15 protein-coding genes are annotated in these 21,619 nt (G+C 64.0%); 13 read left to right on the top strand and 2 right to left on the bottom strand.

Annotated features, from left to right (window positions below; all coding sequences use genetic code 11):
- Window positions 1-169: 169 nt before the first annotated feature.
- The 12 genes from bcsA (at window position 170) to GXY01S_RS01485 (ending at window position 19,974) form a co-directional block, all read left to right on the top strand.
- Window positions 170-2,434, top strand: a complete 2,265-nt coding sequence (gene bcsA / locus GXY01S_RS01540) for a UDP-forming cellulose synthase catalytic subunit (RefSeq protein ID WP_061271621.1) — start codon at window positions 170-172, stop codon at window positions 2,432-2,434.
- Window positions 2,421-4,844: a cellulose biosynthesis cyclic di-GMP-binding regulatory protein BcsB gene (locus tag GXY01S_RS01535; RefSeq protein WP_255210337.1), complete on the top strand. Its 2,424-nt coding sequence runs from the start codon at window positions 2,421-2,423 to the stop codon at window positions 4,842-4,844. The genes bcsA and GXY01S_RS01535 overlap by 14 nt, the downstream gene beginning before the upstream one ends.
- Before the next feature lie 2 nt (window positions 4,845-4,846).
- Complete coding sequence (locus GXY01S_RS01530) at window positions 4,847-8,806, top strand: cellulose synthase subunit BcsC-related outer membrane protein (RefSeq protein ID WP_061271619.1); 3,960 nt, start codon at window positions 4,847-4,849, stop codon at window positions 8,804-8,806.
- Window positions 8,806-9,276, top strand: a complete 471-nt coding sequence (bcsD, locus tag GXY01S_RS01525) for a cellulose biosynthesis protein BcsD (RefSeq protein ID WP_061271618.1) — start codon at window positions 8,806-8,808, stop codon at window positions 9,274-9,276. The genes GXY01S_RS01530 and bcsD overlap by 1 nt, the downstream gene beginning before the upstream one ends.
- 216 nt (window positions 9,277-9,492) lie before the next feature.
- A complete protein-coding gene (locus GXY01S_RS01520) occupies window positions 9,493-11,700 on the top strand; it encodes a beta-glucosidase family protein (protein WP_061271617.1) in 2,208 nt (735 codons plus the stop codon).
- 41 nt (window positions 11,701-11,741) lie between these two features.
- Entirely contained in the window at window positions 11,742-12,383 is a 642-nt protein-coding gene (locus GXY01S_RS01515; RefSeq protein WP_255210336.1) for a hypothetical protein, read from the top strand.
- 206 nt (window positions 12,384-12,589) lie between these two features.
- Window positions 12,590-13,048: a cupin domain-containing protein gene (locus tag GXY01S_RS01510; protein ID WP_061271615.1), complete on the top strand. Its 459-nt coding sequence runs from the start codon at window positions 12,590-12,592 to the stop codon at window positions 13,046-13,048.
- The gene (locus GXY01S_RS01505; protein WP_061271614.1) at window positions 13,045-13,674 is read left to right on the top strand and encodes an NUDIX hydrolase; all 630 of its coding nucleotides are present in this window, start codon (window positions 13,045-13,047) and stop codon (window positions 13,672-13,674) included. Before GXY01S_RS01510 ends, GXY01S_RS01505 begins: the two co-directional genes overlap by 4 nt.
- 213 nt (window positions 13,675-13,887) lie before the next feature.
- On the top strand, window positions 13,888-15,774 hold the full coding sequence (gene htpG, locus GXY01S_RS01500) for a molecular chaperone HtpG (RefSeq protein WP_061271613.1): 1,887 nt from the start codon (window positions 13,888-13,890) through the stop codon (window positions 15,772-15,774).
- Window positions 15,775-16,056: 282 nt separating this feature from the next.
- On the top strand, window positions 16,057-17,148 hold the full coding sequence (gene mtnA / locus GXY01S_RS01495; protein ID WP_061271654.1) for an S-methyl-5-thioribose-1-phosphate isomerase: 1,092 nt from the start codon (window positions 16,057-16,059) through the stop codon (window positions 17,146-17,148).
- Window positions 17,149-17,281: 133 nt separating this feature from the next.
- Window positions 17,282-19,078 carry an aspartate--tRNA ligase gene (aspS, locus tag GXY01S_RS01490; protein WP_061271612.1) on the top strand — a complete coding sequence of 599 codons (1,797 nt, stop codon included), beginning with the start codon at window positions 17,282-17,284 and terminating at the stop codon, window positions 19,076-19,078.
- Window positions 19,079-19,083: 5 nt separating this feature from the next.
- Window positions 19,084-19,974, top strand: coding sequence for an EipB family protein (locus GXY01S_RS01485; RefSeq protein WP_082770667.1), 891 nt, complete (start codon window positions 19,084-19,086; stop codon window positions 19,972-19,974).
- On the opposite strand, the gene GXY01S_RS01480 is transcribed toward GXY01S_RS01485, so the two are convergent.
- Together GXY01S_RS01480 and GXY01S_RS01475 are read right to left on the bottom strand one after the other, a co-directional pair.
- Entirely contained in the window at window positions 19,949-20,734 is a 786-nt protein-coding gene (locus tag GXY01S_RS01480) for an exodeoxyribonuclease III (RefSeq protein ID WP_061271611.1), read from the bottom strand. The genes GXY01S_RS01485 and GXY01S_RS01480 overlap by 26 nt on opposite strands.
- Window positions 20,731-21,096 carry a HesB/IscA family protein gene (locus tag GXY01S_RS01475; RefSeq protein WP_061271610.1) on the bottom strand — a complete coding sequence of 122 codons (366 nt, stop codon included), beginning with the start codon at window positions 21,094-21,096 and terminating at the stop codon, window positions 20,731-20,733. The genes GXY01S_RS01480 and GXY01S_RS01475 overlap by 4 nt, the downstream gene beginning before the upstream one ends.
- A 127-nt stretch (window positions 21,097-21,223) precedes the next feature.
- Here GXY01S_RS01475 and GXY01S_RS17860 point away from each other — a divergent pair, with 127 nt between their 5' ends.
- Complete coding sequence (locus GXY01S_RS17860; protein ID WP_146222738.1) at window positions 21,224-21,601, top strand: hypothetical protein; 378 nt, start codon at window positions 21,224-21,226, stop codon at window positions 21,599-21,601.
- Window positions 21,602-21,619 lie beyond the last annotated feature (18 nt).

Raw genomic sequence — 21,619 nt, 5'->3', positions numbered from 1 at the left:
CGGGGGTGACCTGCTCCCGGCATGCCAGAGGAAGGAAGGGGAAAGGTTTTCCCCGCCCCGCATCCGCTGCGGGCCGAAAGACGACATGACGGACCGAATGCGTCTGACGGTTTTCTTTTGAATATATAACGACCTGTTTTACCAGTATTTATTATCGGACGAGCTATTGATGTCAGAGGTTCAGTCGCCAGTACCCGCGGAGAGTAGGCTAGACCGCTTTTCCAACAAGATACTGTCACTGCGTGGGGCCAACTATATAGTTGGAGCGCTGGGGCTTTGTGCACTTATCGCCGCAACCACGGTTACGCTGTCCATTAATGAGCAGCTGATTGTGGCACTTGTGTGTGTGCTCGTCTTTTTCATTGTCGGGCGGGGCAAGAGCCGGCGTACCCAGATCTTTCTCGAGGTGCTCTCGGCGCTGGTTTCCCTGCGTTACCTGACATGGCGCCTGACCGAAACGCTGGACTTCGACACATGGATTCAGGGCGGGCTGGGTGTGACCCTGCTCATCGCCGAGCTGTATGCCCTGTACATGCTGTTTCTCAGCTATTTCCAGACAATCCAGCCGCTTCATCGCACGCCGCTCCCCCTGCCGGACAATGTTGATGACTGGCCCACCGTCGATATCTTCATCCCGACCTATGATGAACAGCTGAGCATCGTGCGCCTGACCGTGCTGGGCGCGCTGGGTATCGACTGGCCACCCGATAAAGTGAATGTCTATATCCTTGATGATGGCGTGCGCCCGGAATTCGAACAGTTTGCCAGGGAATGTGGTTCCCTTTACATCGGGCGCGTGGACAGTTCGCACGCCAAGGCGGGTAACCTAAACCACGCCATTAAGCAGACAAGCGGCGATTACATCCTCATCCTGGATTGTGACCATATTCCGACACGCGCGTTCCTGCAGATCGCGATGGGCTGGATGGTCGCCGACCGCAAGATTGCCCTGATGCAGACGCCGCATCACTTCTACTCCCCCGATCCGTTCCAGCGTAACCTCGCCGTGGGGTATCGCACCCCGCCGGAAGGCAACCTGTTCTACGGCGTCATTCAGGATGGTAACGACTTCTGGGATGCCACCTTCTTCTGCGGCTCGTGCGCCATCCTGCGCCGTGAGGCGATTGAATCGATCGGCGGCTTCGCGGTTGAAACCGTGACGGAAGATGCCCATACCGCCCTGCGCATGCAGCGCCGTGGCTGGTCCACTGCCTACTTGCGCATTCCTGTGGCCAGTGGCCTGGCTACCGAGCGCCTGACAACCCATATCGGCCAGCGCATGCGCTGGGCGCGCGGCATGATCCAGATCTTCCGCGTGGATAATCCGATGCTCGGGTCGGGGCTGAAGCTTGGCCAGCGGCTGTGCTACCTCTCGGCTATGACGTCGTTCTTCTTCGCCATTCCGCGCGTCATCTTCCTCGCCTCGCCGCTGGCGTTCCTGTTCGCGGGCCAGAACATCATCGCCGCCTCGCCGCTGGCCGTTCTGGCCTACGCCATTCCGCATATGTTCCACTCCATCGCGACCGCCGCCAAGGTAAACAAGGGCTGGCGCTACTCGTTCTGGAGTGAAGTGTACGAAACCACCATGGCGCTGTTCCTGGTGCGCGTGACCATCATCACCATGATGTTCCCCTCCAAGGGCAAGTTCAACGTGACGGAAAAGGGTGGCGTGCTGGAGGAGGAAGAGTTCGATCTTGGCGCGACCTACCCCAACATCATCTTTGCCGTCATCATGGCGCTTGGCCTGCTGATCGGCCTGTTCGAACTGATCTTCCACTTCAGCCAGCTCGATGGCATCGCCATGCGCGCCTACGCGCTGAACTGCATCTGGGCCGCGATCAGTCTCATCATCCTTCTGGCCGCCATTGCGGTGGGGCGTGAAACCAAACAGGTCCGTTACAGCCATCGTATCGATGCGCATATCCCGGTAACGGTTTATGAAGCGCCGGTCGCGGGGCAGCCCAATACCTACCATAATGCGACACCAGGCATGACCCAGGATGTTTCCATGGGTGGTGTTGCCGTGCATATGCCCTGGCCCGATATCGGCTCGGGGCCGGTCAAGACACGTATTCATGCCGTGCTCGATGGCGAGGAGATCGATATTCCCGCCACCATGCTGCGCTGCAAGAATGGCAAGGCCGTGTTCACATGGGACAATAATGACCTTGATACGGAACGCGATATTGTCCGCTTCGTGTTCGGGCGGGCCGATGCCTGGCTGCAATGGAATAATTATGAGGATGACAGACCGCTACGCAGCCTGTGGAGCCTGCTGCTCAGCATTAAGGCGCTGTTCCGCAAAAAAGGCAAAATGATGGCCAATAGTCGTCCAACAAAAAAACCACGTGCACCACCGGTTGAGCGCAGGGAGCCCACAACCATCCAGAGTGGACAGACACAGGAAGGAAAGATCAGCCGTGCGGCCTCGTGATATGAAAATGGTGTCCCTGATCGCGCTACTGGTCTTTGCAACGGGGGCACAGGCTGCGCCTGTTGCCTCCAAGGCACCAGCCCCGCAGCCAGCAGGATCGGACCTGCCACCTCTCCCCGCCGCGGCATCGCAGGCAGCCACGCCCGCTGCGGCGGGCGCGGGCCAGCCCGCCACAACCGCCCCGGCGGCGGATGCCACATCAGCCAGTGCGGCTGATGCGGTCGTGGATAACGCCGAGAACGCCATTGCCGCGTCTGACGTTGCAACGGTGCATACATACTCCCTCAAGGAACTCGGCGCGCAGAGTGCCCTGAAAATGCAGGGCGCCGCCACGCTGCAGGGCCTGCAGTTCGGCATTCCGGCCGACCAGCTTGTCACGTCGGCACGGCTTGTCGTGTCTGGCGCGATGTCGCCCAGCCTCCAGCCTGATACCAGCGCGGTCACGATCACGCTGAACGAGCAGTTCATCGGCACGCTACGCCCGGACCCTACCCATCCTACATTTGGGCCGCTCTCGTTTGATATCAACCCCATCTTCTTCATCACGGGCAACCGGCTGAACTTCAGCTTCGCTTCAAGCTCGAAGGGCTGCACGGACCCCAGCAACGGATTGCTCTGGGCCAGCGTGTCCGAACATTCCGAGCTGCAGATCACCACCATACCGCTTCCCCCGCGTCGTCAACTGTCGCGCCTGCCCCAGCCGTTCTTCGACAAGAACGTAAAGCAGAAGATCGTCATTCCGTTCGTTCTCGCACAGACATTTGATCCCGAAGTGCTGAAGGCGACCGGCATCCTGGCATCGTGGTTCGGCCAGCAGACCGATTTCCGTGGCGTCACCTTCCCGGTCTTCTCCACCATTCCGCAAACGGGCAACGCCGTTGTCGTTGGCGTGGCTGACGAACTGCCTTCCGCCCTCGGGCGCCAGGCGGTCAATGGCCCCACGCTCATGGAAGTGGCCAATCCATCCGACCCCAACGGCACGGTGCTGCTTGTAACGGGGCGTGACCGTGATGAAGTCATCACCGCGAGCAAGGGCATCGGCTTTGGCTCGAGCGCCCTGCCGACAGCCAACCGCATGGACGTGGCGCCGATTGATGTCGGGGCGCGCGTGGCGAATGACGCGCCTTCCTTCATTCCCACCAATCGCCCGGTCCGCCTTGGCGAACTGGTGCCAGACAGCGCCCTGCAGGCTCAGGGATACGCGCCCGGCGCGCTCTCGGTGCCGTTCCGTGTCTCGCCCGATCTGTATACCTGGCGTGATCGGCCGTACAAGCTGAATGTCCGTTTCCGCGCGCCGCCGGGACCGATTGTCGATGTGTCGCGCTCGTCGCTCAATGTCGGTATCAACGATACCTATCTTGAGGCCTATCCGCTGCGTGAGCCGGATTCAACGCTGGACCAGCTCCTGCGGCGCGTGGGCTTTGGCCGTGGCAATGACAGCGTGCAGAAGCACACCATGCCCATCCCGACCTACCGGGTCTTTGGCCAGAACCAGCTTCTGTTCTATTTCGAGATGGCGGCGATGGCCGAGCCGGGCTGCAAACCTGGCCCGAGCACGTTCCATATGGGTGTTGATCCGGATTCGACGATCGACCTGTCCAACTCCTATCATATCACGCGCATGCCCAATCTCGCCTTCATGGCCAGTGCGGGCTATCCGTTCACGACCTATGCCGACCTGTCGCGCTCGGCCGTGGTGCTGCCCGATCACCCCAATGGCATGATCGTCAGCGCCTATCTCGATCTCATGGGCTTCATGGGGGCGACGACATGGTATCCGGTGTCCGGCGTCGATGTGGTCTCGAGCGACCATGTAAATGATGTGGCGGACCGGAACCTGATTGTCCTGTCCACGCTGGCCAATAGCGGCGATGTTTCGCAACTGCTGAGCAAGTCGTCCTATCAGATTTCGGACGGGCGGCTGCACATGGGGCTGCGCACGACGCTGAGCGGTGTGTGGAACCTGTTCCAGGATCCCATGTCGGCCATCAGCAATACGGCCCCGACCGATGTCGAGAGCACGCTGACCGGTGGTGTGGCCGCGATGGTCGAGGCGGAATCGCCCCTGGCATCCGGGCGGACCGTGCTCGCGCTGCTTTCGGGTGACGGGCAGGGGCTCAACAATCTTGTGCAGATCCTGGCGCAGCGCAAAAACCAGGCCAAGATTCAGGGCGACCTTGTGCTGGCGCATGGCGATGATCTGACATCCTACCGGAGTTCGCCGCTATATACGGTTGGCACCGTGCCGCTGTGGCTCCAGCCTGACTGGTATATGCACAACCACCCCAGCCGCGTGATCGTGGTGGGCCTGTTCGGGTGCATTCTGATTGTGGCTGTCATGGTGCGCGCCCTGGCCAAGCATGCTCTGCGCCGCCGTCGTGAGTTGCAGGAAGAAAGGCAGGGAACGTGATCATGAACAGGCGATACGTCCTTTCGCTTTCTGGTGCCCTGCTGGCCAGCAGTTGCATGACGGTGCTGGTGGCGGTTCCTGTTGCGCGGGCGCAGCAGGCTTCCACCGCCATGACCACCGCCGCCACGAACACGGCTGCGGCACCACGGCAGATCCTGTTGCAGCAGGCACGTTTCTGGCTTCAGCAGCAGCAGTATGACAATGCCCGCCAGGCCTTGCAGAACGCGGAGCGCATCGCCCCCAATTCCCCTGACGTGCTGGAAGTGCAGGGCGAATACCAGACGGCCGTTGGCAACCGCGAAGCCGCCGCCGATACGCTGCGCCACCTGCAGCAGGTGGCGCCGGGCAGTGCCGCGGCGGGTAACCTGAATGACCTGCTCAGCGAGCGGGCCATTTCCCAAGGCGACCTGTCGCAGATCCGCTCGCTGGCGGGTTCGGGCCAGAACGCGCAGGCGGTGGCGGGGTACCAGAAGCTGTTCCACGGTGGCAAGCCGCCGCATTCGCTCGCGGTGGAATACTACCAGACCATGGCGGGCGTGCCGGCCCAGTGGGACCAGGCCCGCGCCGGACTTGCCGGAATCGTTGCGTCCAACCCGCAGGATTACCGCGCCCAGCTCGCCTTTGCCCAGACCCTGACCTATAATACCTCGACCCGCATGGAAGGCCTGACCCGGCTCAAGGATCTGCAGTCCTTCCGCAGTCAGGCTCCGGTCGAGGCCGCTGCGGCGACCCAGTCCTACCGCCAGACCCTGAGCTGGCTGCCGGTCAATCCTGACACGCAGCCCCTCATGGAGCAGTGGCTTTCCGCCCACCCCAATGATACCGCGCTGCGCGAGCATATGCTGCACCCCCCCGGCGGTCCGCCGGACAAGGCCGGGCTTGCGCGCCAGGCCGGTTACCAGCAGCTTAATGCGGGCCGTCTTGCCGCGGCCGAGCAGTCTTTCCAGTCGGCGTTGCAGATCAATTCCCATGATGCTGATTCGCTTGGTGGCATGGGGCTCGTGAGCATGCGGCAGGGCGATACCGCCGAGGCGCACCGCTATTTTGAAGAAGCGATGGCCGCCGACCCCAAGACCGCCGATCGCTGGCGCCCGGCGCTTGCGGGCATGGCCGTCAGCGGCGAGTATGCTTCCGTTCGCCAGTTGATTGCCGCCCATCAGTATACCGAGGCCAAGCAGCAGCTTGCCACGCTGGCCCGCCAGCCCGGCCAGTATACCGGCGCGACCCTCATGCTGGCCGACCTGCAGCGCTCGACCGGCCAGATTGCCGCCGCGGAGCAGGAATATCGTGGTATCCTGTCGCGTGAGCCCAACAACCAGCTGGCCCTCATGGGGCTGGCCCGGGTGGACATGGCGCAGGGCAACACGGCGGAAGCACGCCAGCTCCTGTCGCGTGTCAGCCCGCAATATGCCAGCCAGGTGGGCGAAATCGAGGTTTCGGGCCTGATGGCGGCTGCCTCCCAGACGTCGGATTCGGCGCGCAAGGTTTCCATCCTGCGCGAGGCGATGGCCCAGGCCCCGCGTGACCCGTGGGTTCGCATCAACCTTGCCAATGCGCTGCAGCAGCAGGGCGACGTGGCCGAAGCCGGGCGCGTGATGCAGCCCATCCTCGCCAATCCCGTCACCGCGCAGGACCGTCAGGCCGGTATTCTTTATACCTACGGCAGTGGCAATGACGCGATGACCCGCCAGCTTCTGACCGGCCTGTCGCCTGCGGATTATTCTCCTGCCATCCGGTCCATCGCCGAGGAAATGGAAATCAAGCAGGATCTGGCCAGCCGCCTGTCCATGGTGTCCAACCCGGTACCGCTGATCCGCGAGGCCCTTTCCCAGCCTGATCCGACCGGCGCGCGTGGCGTGGCGGTGGCTGACCTGTTCCGCCAGCGTGGCGACATGGTGCATGCCCGCATGGCGCTGCGCATCGCCTCGACGCGCACCATCGATCTCTCGCCCGACCAGCGCCTGTCCTACGCCACCGAATACATGAAGATCAGCAACCCGGTGGCTGCCGCGCGGCTGCTGGCCCCGCTTGGGGATGGCACGGGTTCGGGTGCGGGCAATGCGCTGCTGCCCGAGCAGGTGCAGACGCTGCAGCAACTGCGCATGGGTATCTCGGTGGCGCAGTCCGATCTGCTCAACCAGCGTGGCGACCAGGCGCAGGCCTATGATCATCTGGCACCCGCGCTGCAGGCCGACCCCGAGGCGACATCGCCCAAGCTGGCGCTCGCGCGGCTGTATAATGGCCACGGCAAGCCGGGCAAGGCGCTCGAGATCGACCTTGCGGTGCTGCGTCACAACCCGCAGGATCTTGATGCGCGGCAGGCTGCGGTGCAGGCGGCGGTCAACAGCGACCACAACAGCCTTGCCACCCGCCTCGCCATGGATGGCGTGCAGGAAAGCCCGATGGATGCCCGAGCCTGGCTGGCCATGGCCGTGGCCGACCAGGCCGATGGCCACGGGCAGCGCACCATCGAGGATCTGCGCCGGGCCTATGACCTGCGCCTGCAGCAGGTTGAGGGCACGCGGGCCGCGTCTGGCGCGGGTGCGGCGCAGGAAGACGCGCTTGCCCCGCCCTCGACCAACCCGTTCCGCTCGCGTGGCTACGGCCACCAGACGGAGCTCGGCGCGCCTGTGACCGGTGGCTCCTACAGCGCCGAGGCGGCATCGCCCGATACGTCGGACCAGATGCTCTCATCCATTGCAGGCCAGATCCGTACGCTGCGTGAAAACCTTGCTCCCTCCATTGATGGTGGGCTCGGGTTCCGTTCGCGTTCGGGCGAGCATGGCATGGGCCGCCTGACGGAAGCGAACATTCCCATCGTGGGCCGCCTGCCGCTGCAGGCCGGTGCGTCCGCCCTGACCTTCTCGATCACGCCAACCATGATCTGGTCGGGCAACCTCAACACGGGGTCCGTCTATGATGTGCCGCGTTATGGCACGATGATGTTCGTGCAGGGGTATAACCAGTACGACAGCTATGCCAACGCGGGTAAGAACCAGCAGCGTATCGCCGCCGGCACGGCCGAGGCCGGGTTCGCGCCGGATGTGCAGTTTGGCAATAGCTGGGTGCGGGCCGATGTGGGCGCGTCGCCCATTGGCTTCCCCATCACCAACGTGCTGGGCGGTGTCGAGTTCTCGCCACGCGTGGGGCCAGTCACGTTCCGTGTCAGCGCCGAGCGCCGGTCGATCACCAACAGCGTGCTGTCTTATGGCGGCCTGCGTGACACGAATTACAACAGCGCGCTTGGCCGCTATGCCCGCCAGCTTTATGGCAAGGAACTGTCCAAGCAGTGGGGCAGCGAATGGGGTGGCGTCGTGACCAACCACTTCCATGGCCAGGTCGAGGCGACGCTGGGCAACACCATCCTGTATGGTGGCGGTGGCTACGCGATCCAGACCGGCAAGAACGTGCAGAGCAACAGCGAGCGTGAAGCCGGCATCGGCGCCAATACGCTGGTGTGGCACAACGCCAACATGCTGGTGCGCATTGGCGTGAGCCTGACCTATTTCGGTTATGCCAAGAACGAGGATTTCTACACCTACGGGCAGGGCGGCTACTTCTCGCCGCAATCCTATTATGCGGCGACCGTGCCGGTGCGCTATGCGGGCCAGCACAAGCGGCTGGACTGGGATGTAACGGGCAGCGTGGGCTACCAGGTGTTCCATGAACACTCGGCGCCCTTCTTCCCCACGTCATCCCTGCTGCAGTCCGGCGCCAATACCATAGCCTCGAATTACTCGGCGAGTGCCACGCCGGCGGAATATCTGTCGGAGGAAACGGTGAACAGCTCCTATTATCCCGGGGATAGTATTGCTGGTCTTACCGGTGGCTTTAATGCTAGGGTGGGCTATCGCTTTACACGCAATGTTCGTCTTGATCTGTCGGGGCGCTATCAGAAGGCCGGTAACTGGACTGAAAGCGGCGCCATGATTTCCGCACACTATCTTATTATGGACCAGTAATGACAACTTTGAACGCAAAACCGGACTTTTCGCTTTTCCTGCAGGCCCTGTCCTGGGAGATCGATGATCAGGCCGGGATCGAGGTCCGCAATGACCTGTTGCGCGAGGTCGGCCGTGGTATGGCTGGTCGTTTCCAGCCGCCGCTGTGCAACACGATCCACCAGCTCCAGATCGAGCTGAACGCCCTGCTGGCCATGATCAACTGGGGCTACGTGAAGCTGGACCTGCTGGCGGAAGAACAGGCCATGCGCATCGTGCATGAAGACCTGCCGCAGGTGGGCAGCGCGGGTGAGCCCGCCGGCACGTGGCTTGCCCCGGTTCTGGAAGGGCTTTATGGCCGCTGGATCACGTCGCAGCCCGGTGCATTTGGTGATTACGTCGTGACGCGCGATATCGATGCGGAAGACCTGAACTCGGTTCCGGCCCAGACGGTCATCCTTTACATGCGCACCCGCAGCGCCGCGACCTGATTCTCCTGTCAGTCGCGCCATTTGCGTCAAAACCCTGCCTACAGGCGTGTTCATGCCCTGTAGGCAGGGTTTTTGCATATTGGGTTCCACTCTTTGCCCTGTTTTTGCGCTAGATCATGCGGCGTGGGGGCAGGGTGCTTCACAAACGGGTTGAGAAAATGGCGGGGGCAGGCTGTCGTGCCGTTCCTGTCTGCCCCTGAAGGAGGAGCCAGCCACATGAGACTGTCCCGCAAGATATTCCTGTTATCCGCCGTGACGTGTGGCGTGGCGCTGGCCCAGATGCCCGCTTTTGCGCGGCATGCGCATGATGGTGGGGGCGACCCGGCCGATAGCCGGGCGCGGCAACTGCTCGCCACCATGAGCCTTGAGGACAAGATGTCCCTGCTGTTCAGCGTTGATGGCGGTGGCTTCAATGGCAGCGTGGCGCCTCCGGGGGGCCTGGGTTCGGCGGCTTACCTGCGCGCGCCCAAGGGTTCGGGCCTGCCTGACCTGCAGATTTCGGATGCGGGGCTTGGCGTGCGCAACCCGGCGCATATCCGCAAGAATGGCGCGGCGGTCTCGCTGCCGTCCGGTCAGTCCACGGCCAGCACGTGGGATATGGACATGGCGCGGCAGGCCGGTGTCATGATCGGGCGCGAAGCGTGGCAGAGCGGCTTCAACGTCCTGCTCGGCGGGGGCGCTGACCTGACGCGCGACCCGCGCGGCGGTCGCAACTTTGAATATGCGGGCGAGGATCCGCTGCAGACCGGGCGCATGGTGGGCAGCACCATTGCGGGCGTGCAGTCGCAGCATGTGATCTCCACGCTCAAGCATTATGCGATGAACGACCTCGAAACCTCGCGCATGACCATGAGTGCCGATATCGACCCCGCGGCCATGCGCGAGAGCGACCTGCTCGGCTTCGAGATCGCGCTTGAAACCGGCCATCCCGGTGCGGTCATGTGTTCGTATAACCGCGTCAATGACCTGTATGCATGTGAAAACCCCTACCTGCTGACCAGCACGCTGAAGCAGGACTGGCATTATCCCGGCTTTGTCATGTCCGACTGGGGGGGCACGCATTCCTCAGCGCGTGCGGCGCTGGCGGGGCTGGATCAGGAATCGGCGGGCGATCATACCGATGCCCGACCCTATTTCCGCGCCCTGCTTGCAGCCGATGTGAAGGCGGGCCGCGTGCCGGAAGCACGCATCAACGACATGGCGCAGCGCATTGTCCGTTCGCTGTTTGCCGTTGGGCTGGTGGACCAGCCGCCGCAGCAAAAGCCGCTTGATGTGGTGACCGATACCCTCGTGGCCCAGAAGGACGAGGAGGAAGGCGCGGTCCTGCTGCGCAACCAGGGCAACATCCTGCCGCTTTCGCCCACCGCGCGCATTGCCGTCATTGGTGGCCATGCCGATGCGGGCGTGATTTCGGGCGGTGGCTCGAGCCAGGTCGAGCCCATCGGTGGCGAGGCCGTGAAGGGGCCGGGCAAGAAGGAATGGCCAGGCGATCCGGTCTATTTCCCGTCCTCGCCGCTCAGGGCCATGAAGGCCGAGGCACCGAATGCCCGGATCACGTATGATTCCGGCACCAATATCGCCTCTGCGGTGCGGGCGGCGCGGGCGGCCGACGTGGTGGTGGTGTATGCCACGCAGTTCACCTTCGAGGGGATGGACGCACCGAGCATGCACCTTGATGACAATGCCGATGCGCTGATTACGGCGGTGGCCGCCGCCAACCCGCGCACGGTGGTGGTGATGGAAACCGGCGATCCGGTGCTGATGCCGTGGAACAACAGTGTTGCGGGCGTGCTTGAGGCATGGTTCCCCGGTTCTGGCGGTGGTCCGGCCATTGCGCGGCTGCTGTTTGGCAAGGTTGCGCCCTCGGGCCACCTGACCATGACCTTCCCGCAGGCGGAATCGCAACTGGCCCACCCCGATATTGCAGGCGTTACGGCGGATAACGTGTTCGAGATGCAGTTCCACACCGATCAGGAACTGGTTTATGACGAAGGCAGCGATGTCGGTTACCGCTGGTTCGACCGCAACCATCTCAAGCCGCTTTACCCGTTCGGTTACGGCCTGACCTACACCACGTTCAGCACCGACGGGCTGAAGGTGGCCGAACGCCACGGGCAGGTGACCGCCACGTTCAACGTGCACAATACCGGCACGCGCCCGGGCGTGGATGTGCCGCAGGTCTATGTCGGCCTGCCCGATGGTGGCGCGCGCCGCCTGGCAGGCTGGCAGCGCATCAGCCTGGCGCCGGGCGAGAGCCGCGAGGTTTCGGTGCAGCTTGATCCGCGCCTGCTGGCGCATTTCGATGGCAAACACGACCGGTGGAGCGTGCCGTCAGGCACCTTCCGCGTGTGGCTTGCGTCATGCGCCACTGATGACAGCCAGCAGGCCACCATGCACCTGCATGGCCGGACCATGGCGCCCTGAGCCGCCACATGAGGGGCAGGGGGCTGACTGGAGGGGCGATCATGGGGGCTGGCCTGCTTTTTGCCAGCCCGGTGCTGGCGGCCAGTCTCTCATGGTCCGATACACCAGATCACCGCGCACGCCTGATGATGAGCGTGCAGGAACTGGAAATAACCCTGCTCACCCACCCCAGCGCCACGCTGGCGCTGGAGGACTGGTGTGCAACCCACCATATGGCAGTGCGCCCCGTGGTGGTGGCGCAGAAGGCTGCCCTGCCGCAACCGGACCCGGTGCCCGCGCGGGTCCGGGCCGATCTGGGCGTGAGTGCCACGCAACCCGTGCAGCACCGGCAGGTGCGGCTGGCCTGCGGCCCGTATGTGCTTTCGGTTGCGGATAACTGGTACGTGCCCGCCCTGCTGACCCCGCAGATGAACGCCACGCTGGAGGGGACGGACACATCCTTCGGCCATGTGGTCGCCCCCCTGCATTTTACCCGCGAGCGGCTGGAGTTTGCGCGGCTATGGTCGCCGTGGCCGGGAGGGGCCGTGGGGGCAATGATCGTGGCCCCGGCCGAGATCGTGCGCCAGCGCGCGGTGCTGCGCGACGGACAGGGGCGCCCCTTTAGCGAGGTGGTGGAAACCTATACCGACCAGACTCTCGTTTTTGCGCCAGAAGGGCAGGAAAGAGGGCCAGCCCGCCCTTAAGAGACTGATTGAAAAGCCAGCTCGGCAAACATCCAGGAATCACAAGGAAGGTTTTGGTGAAGCTTTTTTCAAAAAGCTTCGAAGAACACTGCCTTTTTGAAAAAAGGCGGTACCCGAGAACTTTCATTCTTTATTTCCCTGCCGTTTGCAGCCCGGCGGCAGGAGGGCTACGTCGGAGCATGCGACCCTGACCGGAGCCACACCCCATGACAGATTTGCGAGACCCTAACACGCCTGCCGAGACCGTGCGGCAAGCACTGGGCCTGCACCCACACCCCGAAGGCGGCAGCTACCGCGAGATATGGCGCGACACCCCGGCCGATGGCCCGCGTGGCGCGGTCTCGACCATCAACTTTCTGCTGGCGGCAGGCGAGCGTTCGCACTGGCACCGTGTTGATGCGGCCGAGATCTGGTGCTGGCAGGGTGGCAGCCCGCTTGTGCTTGAGATTGCGGCAGGGCAGGGCGCGCCGATCGTGCAGATCGTGCTTGGCCCGCTGCCCACGCGGGGGCAGGTGCTGCAGGCGGTGGTGCCCCCGGGAGCATGGCAGGCGGCCAAAAGCGAGGGGGCCTGGAGCCTGATGGGCTGCCAGGTGGCGCCTGCCTTTGTTTTCAGCCAGTTTGAACTGGCCCCGCCCGGTTGGTCGCCACAAGGAGAAAGCGCATGACAACCCCGCAATGGCTCATCTGGGCCCGTGACCTGCAGGCGTTGGCCCAGAGTGGCCTGGCCTATGCCGAAAGCCCGTTCGACCGCGAACGCTATGAAAGCATAAGGCAGATCGCAGCCGACATGATGGCCGCGGGCAGTCAGGCCGACATGCAGCGCGTGCTGGACCTGTTCAGCGATCAGGACGGCTATGCCACGCCCAAGCTGGTGGTGCGCGCCGCCGTGTTCGACGCGCAGGGCCGCATGCTGCTGGTGCGCGAAGTGCTGGACCATGACCGCTGGACCCTGCCGGGCGGCTGGGCGGATGTGAACCTGACCCCGGTGGAAAACACGGTGAAGGAAGTGCGCGAGGAAAGCGGGTTTATGGTGCGTGTGACCAAGCTTGCCGCCGTGTGGGACCGCGACCGGCAGGGCCACCCGCCGGGACCGTTTTCATGCTGCACGCTCTATTTCATCTGCGAACTGACCGGGGGCAGTGCCGAGACCAGTATCGAAACATCGGAGATTGGCTGGTTTGCTGCAGACCACCTGCCCACCGACCTCTCGCTTGGCCGCGTGCTGCCCCATCAACTGACCCGCATGTTCGAACACGCCGCCAACTTCGACCTACCCACGGATTTTGACTAAAACCATAAAAAACAATGACTTGATAAATTAGTAAAAGGTTTTGGGTGCCGCTTTTTTCAAAAAGGCAGCGTCTGGCAGGGCCAGTGAACACCAGATCCCCGCCCGGGCAGTGTTCACGCAACCCGCAGGCAGGGCATTGAAAAACCGACCGGGATTTCCATATCCAATACAAATTGTAACCTGATGCAGAGCAACAGACAGACTGGATAAGCCATGACGGAACAGACCACTACGACCCCGCCCGAAGCCACGGGCGAACAGCATGAATTCAGCGCCGAGGTCGGCCGCCTGCTCGACCTTGTGGTGCATGCGCTCTATTCCGAGCGTGAAATCTTCCTGCGCGAACTCGTCGCCAACGCGGCGGATGCCACCGACAAGCGCCGTTTCGAAGCCCTGACCGATGGCGCGCGCGCCCTGCCCGAAGATGCCAGGATCCGCATCAACCCCGACAAGGACGCCCGCCTGCTGACCATCAGCGATGATGGCGCGGGCATGAGCAAGGAAGACCTCGCCCGCAACCTCGGCACCATCGCCCGCTCCGGCACCCGTGCCTTTGGCGAGGAACTGGCAAACGCCAAACCCGAGGACAAGCCAAGCCTGATCGGCCAGTTCGGCGTGGGCTTCTATGCCGCCTTCATGGTGGCGGACAAAGTGGACGTGATCTCGCGCCGCGCAGGCAGTGACGAGGCCTGGTGCTGGTCCTCCACCGGCAAGGGCAACTACACCATCAGCCCCGCCACGCGGGAGAAGGCGGGCACCGACATCATCCTGCACATCAAGGAAGACGCGAACGACTTCCTCGATTCGTGGCAGCTTGAAACCATCGTGCGCAAATGGGCCGACCACATTTCGTGGCCGATCACCATCGTCAAGGATGATGGCGAGGAAACCTCGGCCAACAAGGGCACCGCCCTGTGGCGCAAGCCGCGTGGCGAGATTGATGAAGAGCAGCTCAACGAGTTCTATCGTCATGTGAGCCACAACTTCGACACGCCCTGGGCCACGCTGCACTGGCATGCCGAAGGCACGATGGAGTTCTCGGCCCTGCTGTTCATTCCCGGCAGCAAGCCCTTCGAGTTCGCCGAGCCGGTGCGCGAGAGCCAGATCCGCCTGCATGTGCGCCGCATGTTCATTACCGATGATGCCGGGCTGCTGCCGCCGTGGCTGCGGTTCGTGACCGGCGTGGTCGATACCGAGGACCTGCCGCTCAATGTCTCGCGCGAGATGCTGCAGGCCACGCCGGTGCTCGCCCGCATCCGCAAGGCGGTGACCAACCGCGTGATCTCGGAACTCAAGACCCGCAGCAAGGACGAGGCGGATTTCGAGACGTTCTGGGACAATTTTGGCCCCACCTTCAAGGAAGGCATCTGGGACGACGCGACCCACCGCACGGAACTCGCGGCCATCGCCCGTTTCCGCTCCAGCACGCAGGAAGGCTGGACCACGCTCGATGCCTACCTTGAGCGCAAGAAGCCCGAGCAGGAGGCCATTTACTACCTGACCGGCGACCGCACGGAAATGCTGCCCTCCTCGCCGCAGCTCGAGGGCTTCCGCGCGCGCGGCATCGAGGTACTGCTGCTGTCCGACCCGGTGGACTCGTTCTGGCCCGAGCGCCTGGGCGTGTACAAGGACGTGCCCATCCGCAATATCAGCCAGTTCCACACCGATCTTGAAAAGTTCGGCGCACCGGAGGAAACGCAGGCTGAAAAGGACGCGCTGGAAGTCGTGATCCCCGCGCTGAAGGAAGCGCTGGGCGATGCGGTGTCCGACGTGAAGGGCACCAACCGCCTCGTCAACAGCGCCGTGGTGCTGGCCGCCCCCGAATCCGGGCCGGACCTGCAGATGATCCGGCTGATGAAGCGCAGCGGCCAGCAGGTGCCCGACACGGCGCCGGTGCTGCAGGTCAACCCGGCCCATCCGCTGATCGCCGACCTTGCCACCCGCGTGAAGAATGGCGACCCGGTGCAGGACATTGCGCTGACGCTGATGGACATGGCCCGGATTCAGGACGGCGAAAGCCCGAAGGACCCCACAGGCTTCGCCCAGCGCCTGACCACGATCCTCACGCGCCTGCCGCTGACGGACGGCCCGCAGGGCTGAACCGGCCTTGCGCTGAATACCGTGCTACAATCATCCCGCCATGCGGCCTGCATGGCGGGATGTTCTTTTTTGCAGGCTTTGGCCCGGCGGCTAGCCCTGCGGGCTGACTGCCTGTATGATCGTGCCCATGCAGGAATGGGTTACGCTGCCTTATGGCGGAAAAACCGCAACTGCAGCTTTATTCAAAGTATTCATGCAGTAGGGCCTTGAACACGGTCCGGTCGGATGCTTCCCTACACGCCCTTTTATGTGTTCCGGTTTTTGGATGGCGGCAAATCTTATATGAAAATTGATAACGTCCCGTATCGCAGTGTCTGGGTGGATGTGGATGATGGCTGGTCGGTTCATATCTTTGACCAGACCCGTCTGCCCTGGTCGCTTGATATCCTGCGCCTGACCGAGCGCGATCAGGTGGCCCATGCCATCCGCACCATGCAGGTGCGTGGCGCGCCGCTGATTGGCGCCGTGGCCGCCTACGGGCTGGCGCTGGCGCTGCGCCATGACAGCGGCGATGAAGCCATGGAGCGTGACGCGGCATTGCTTGCCGCTACGCGCCCCACGGCGGTCAACCTGGCCTGGGCCATCAGGCGCATGCTCACCCGCCTGCGCACCACGCCCCAGGCCGACCGCGTGGCCGCCGCCTATGACGAGGCCGGGCGCATCTGTGATGAAGACGTGATCCAGAACGAGGCCATCGGCCGGCAGGGGCTGGAACTGATCGAGGAGATCGCCGCCCGTCGCCCCGGCCCGGTCAATATCCTCACCCACTGCAACGCGGGCTGGATTGCAACCGTGGACTGGGGCACCGCCCTTGCGCCCATCTACATGGCGCACGACCGCGGCATTGACGTGCATGTGTGGGTGGATGAAACCCGCCCGCGCAACCAGGGCGCCTCGCTCACCGCGTGGGAGCTTGGCCGCCATGGCGTGAAGCACACGGTCATTGCCGATAACGCCGGCGGCCACCTGATGCAGCATGGCCAGGTGGACCTCGTGATCGTGGGCACCGACCGCGTGACCCGCACGGGTGATGTGGCCAACAAGATCGGCACCTACCTCAAGGCGCTGGCGGCGCGTGACAATAACGTGCCCTTCTGGGTGGCGCTGCCATCGACCACCATCGACTGGACCATCAGTGATGGGGTCAACGAAATCCCCATCGAGGAGCGTAATGGCCGCGAAGTCACCCATATTCAGGGCCGTGACGCGGAAGGCCGCGTGACAGGCGTGCAGCTTGTGCCCGATGGCAGCAAGGCCGCCAACCCGGCCTTTGACGTGACCCCCGCGCGCCTCGTCACCGGCCTGATTACCGAGCGTGGGCGCTGCCCCGCCACGGCGGACGGGCTGTGCGACCTCTTCCCCGAATACGTGTGAGCATGGCCCCGCATGCCGGGGCCACGCAGCTATGACCTTGACAGGCGCGGGCGGGATTGGCTTTGTCGCGCCTGCAACCGGGTGCGGCCCTTTGTGGGCGTGCCCCCCAATCTGGTAGAATCAGGACAAGAGCATGCATCCCTATCGTACCCATAGCTGCGCGGCCCTGCGGGCTGCCGATGCCGGGCAGACGGCCCGCCTTTCCGGATGGGTACACTCCAAGCGCGATCATGGCGGCCTGCTGTTCATCGACCTGCGCGACCATTTCGGCATGACGCAGATCGTGATCCCCGCAGGCTCCCCCGTGCTGGAAACAGCCGAGCGCGTGCGCGTGGAAAGCGTGCTGACCGTGACGGGTGAAGTGGTGCTGCGCGATGGTGCCACCAAGAACCCCAACCTGCCCACCGGCGAGATCGAACTGCGCGCGCGCGAAATCGAGGTGCAGTCCAGCGCCGACGTGCTGCCGCTGCAGGTGGCGGGCAGCGAGCACTACCCCGAAGACCTGCGCCTGACCTACCGCTACATCGACCTGCGGCGCGAGAAAGTGCACCGCAACATCATGCTGCGCGCGCAGGTGATCGCGAGCCTGCGCAAGCGCATGACGGACCTTGGCTTTGTCGAGTTCCAGACCCCGATCCTGACCGCCTCATCGCCCGAGGGCGCGCGTGACTTCCTCGTGCCCGCGCGCATGCATCCGGGCAAGTTCTACGCCCTGCCGCAGGCCCCGCAGCAGTTCAAGCAACTGGCCATGGTGGCGGGGTTCGACCGCTATTTCCAGATCGCGCCGTGCTTCCGTGATGAAGCGGCGCGCGCCGACCGCTCGCCCGGCGAGTTCTACCAGCTTGATTTCGAGATGGCGTTCGCAACACAGGAAGATGTGTTCGCTACCCTCGAGCCGGTGATGGAAGGCGTGTTCCGTGAGTTCGGCGGTGGCCGCATCGTGAGCGAAGGGCCGTTCGAGCGCATTCCCTACGCCACGGCCATGGAAGTCTATGGCAGCGACAAGCCCGACCTGCGCAACCCGCTTAAACTCTCTGACGTGACCGAGGCGTTTGCCGGTTCCGGCTTCGGCCTGTTTGCCCGCATCGCCGCTGATGGCGGCCAGATCCGCGCCATTCCGGCCCCCGGTTCGGGTGACCGCCCGCGTGCGTTCTTTGACAAGCTCAATAACTGGGCGCGTGAGTCCGGTGCTGGCGGGCTGGGTTACATCATCTTCGCGGAAGAAGGTGGCAAGGGGCCGATCGCCAAGAACCTCGAGGCCGAGCGCATCGAGGCCATCCGCGCCGCGACCGGGCTCAAGGCAGGCGATGCCGTGTTCTTCGTGGCGGGTAAGGGCGATGAGATGGTCAAGTTCTCGGGTGCGGTACGCACGCGGGTTGCGACCGAACTCGACCTGATCGAACAGAACGCCTTCCGCTTCTGCTGGATCACGGACTTCCCGATGTACGAGCGCAATGAGGAAACGGGCGAGATCGACTTCTCGCACAACCCGTTCTCCATGCCGCAGGGAGGCATGGACGCGCTCCAGAACCAGGACCCGCTGACCATCAAGGCCTATCAGTACGATATCGTGTGCAACGGCATCGAACTCTCCTCGGGTGCCATCCGTAACCACCAGCCCGATGTGATGATCCGCGCCTTCGAGATCGCGGGCTACCCGGCCAGCGAAGTCGAGGCCCGCTTTGGTGGCATGCTCAACGCCTTCCGCTATGGCGCGCCGCCGCATGGTGGCTCGGCGCCGGGCGTGGACCGCATCGTGATGCTGCTGGCCGATGAGCCGAACATCCGTGAGGTGATCCTGTTCCCGCTCAACCAGCAGGGCGAGGACCTGATGATGGGCGCGCCTGCGCCCGTCGAGCCGCAGCGGCTCAAGGAGCTCTCGCTCGCGCTAGACCTGCCGCGCCCCAAGCCCGGTCAGAAGAAGGATTGAGCGCCATGCACGCCGTGATGGGCCCCTCCCTCACGGCGCGCCGCATGAGGGTGCGGCGGGCATGTCATCGCGGCATGCTGGCGGGCATGGTGGCCATGGGGTTGTGGCATGGCCCGGCGCATGCCGCCCCGCCGGTGGCAATGGCGGCGCATCGGGCGGTGTATGACCTTGTCCTTTCCGCCGTGGGCAATGGCGATGTGGTGACGGCGGAGGGCAGGCTGACCTTCGTGCTGTCTGACATGTGCACGGCCTGGTCCACCCAGCAGCAGCTGCATGTGCGCAGCGTGGGCCGGGAGGGGGATGAGCACGACAGCGATTCCGATTATGCGGTGCTGGAGGACAAGGATGGCTCATCCCTCGTCTTCCGCGCCGACCAGAGCGAAAACGGCCAGCCCAGCCCGCGCATAGCAGGCGAGGCCCATATGCGCCCCACGGGCGGCAGGGTGCATTATACCGCGCCCGGCGTGCATGACGTGGCGCTGCCCGCAGGCACGCTTTTCCCCGTGGCGCATACCGCCAGCGTGATCGCGGCAGGCCAGGCGGGCCAGACCGAGATCGCGCCGCCCCTGTTCGATGGCACGGTCGAGACCGGGGCGCTGAACACCTATGTGCTGCTGCTCGCGCGCGAGAGGCCGCCGGTGGCAACGCCGTTTACAGCCCTTGCCCCCCTTGGGGCGCAGCGGGTGCATGTTGCCTATTACAACCCCACCACGCGCGACATGGGGCCGATATTTGAGCAGGGCATGCGCTATTTTCCCAACGGCGTGGCTGACCGGCTCGACCTCGATTTCGGGCAGTTCAGGCTCGCGGGCACGTTGCGCGAATTCCGGCTGCTGCCGGTGCCCGACCACTGCCCGTCAGCAGCCCCGCTCAGTCCGCAGCACAAGCCACTGTAACGGCCAGCGGCACGTGGTCCGATGGCTGGGCCTTGCCGCGCTCATCACGCGCGGGCAGGGCGGTCAGCAGCCGTTCGGCCACGCGGGGCGAGAGCAGGGCATGGTCGATGCGCAGCCCGCTGTCACGCTGCCAGGCGGCAGCCTGGTAATCCCAGAAGGTATAGAACCGCCCCGCCGGGTGCAGCGCGCGCAGCGCATCGGTCAGGCCCAGCCAGAGCAGGCGGCGGAAGGCCGCGCGGGTGGCCGGGCGCAGCAGCGCATCATCGGGCGCGAGCGCGCCGGGCGCACAGTCCTCGTCGGTGGGGCAAACATTGTAGTCGCCCAGCAGCACGAAGTCCTGCCCGGCCGCAAGCATGGCGTGGGCGTGGAGTGCGAGCGCCTCCATGAAAGCCAGCTTGGACTCGTAGCCCGCGCTGCCGCCGGAATTGCCGTTGGGCAGGTACAGATTGCCAAAGATCACCCCGCCTGCGCGAATTTCCACATAGCGGGCCTGCGGCGGGTCGGTTTCCCAGCCGGGCAGGGCGGTGTGGGTGACCTCATGCGGCAGGCGCGTGAGGATGGCCACGCCGTTATAGCTCTTCTGCCCCACCACGATGCTGTCATAGCCCACTTCCCTGAACGCATCGGCGGGGAAGATTTCGGTGGCGCACTTGATTTCCTGCAATGCCAGCACGTCGGGCTGCTCGCGGGCAAGGTAGTCAAGCACATGGTCAAGGCGCTGGCGGATGGAATTGACGTTCCAGGTAACGAATTTCATCATTCCACCGAGAAGCTGGTGCCACACCCGCACGAGGAGGCCGCCTGCGGGTTGCGCACCGTGAAATGCGCGCCCATCAGGCTGTCATCAAAATCGAGCACGGCACCGCTCAGCAGGTCCATGCTGGCGGGGTCAACGAGCACACGGGCCGTGCCTGCGGCAATGACGATGTCATCGGGCCGGGTTTCAGGCTCAAGCGCGAATTTATACTGAAAGCCGTTGCAGCCACCCGCCTCGACCGCAACCCGCAGGGCAGGCTCGCCCGTGGGGGTGGCAGGCTGTTCATCAAGGATCTCGCGCAGGCGATGGGCTGCCGAATCCGATACGCAAAACATCTCGGCCTGGGGGGAAGGGGGCGTGGACATCGGGTTTCACCATGATCTGTGCACGCAGGCCGGGGCCAGTTCATATTGGCTGCGGGCTACGGGCGGGTTATGGATGTGCGGCAGTATGGCCTTTACCGCTTCATCCATGGCTTGGTCCTGATCCTATATGAGCACTGCACCCTACGCTGTCCAGACCGCTACGGCCCGTGGCAGGCTCCATACCGGGCCGGGCCACCATCCCGCGCCAGTGCCATTGCGCCATCCGCCGCGTCCTCAACGCGCGGGCATGGGCCTGATCGGGCCGATGCGGTCCCATCGCGTGTTTCGCGTCCCGCCAGGCGCATGGCGCGCAAGGCCCGGCCTGGGGTCGAATCGCGCCCTGACCATTCTTGTGCCTGACATGGCCCTGCGGCCCGATGGCGCCCGCGCGGCGGGCAATATGGCAGGTGCGTGCCGGGTGGTGGCCGATTATAGTGCCGCCATGACCGGTCGCTGCACCATTGAGGCATATCGACGGTTGACGGACCTGTCCCCGCCGGGGTGAAACACGCGCAGCACGATC

It is taken from the genome of Komagataeibacter xylinus NBRC 15237, from assembly GCF_001571345.1.
Classification (GTDB): Bacteria; Pseudomonadota; Alphaproteobacteria; order Acetobacterales; family Acetobacteraceae; genus Komagataeibacter; species Komagataeibacter xylinus.
Note: the sequence above shows the minus strand (reverse complement) of the source record. Positions and strands in the feature narration are given on the sequence as shown.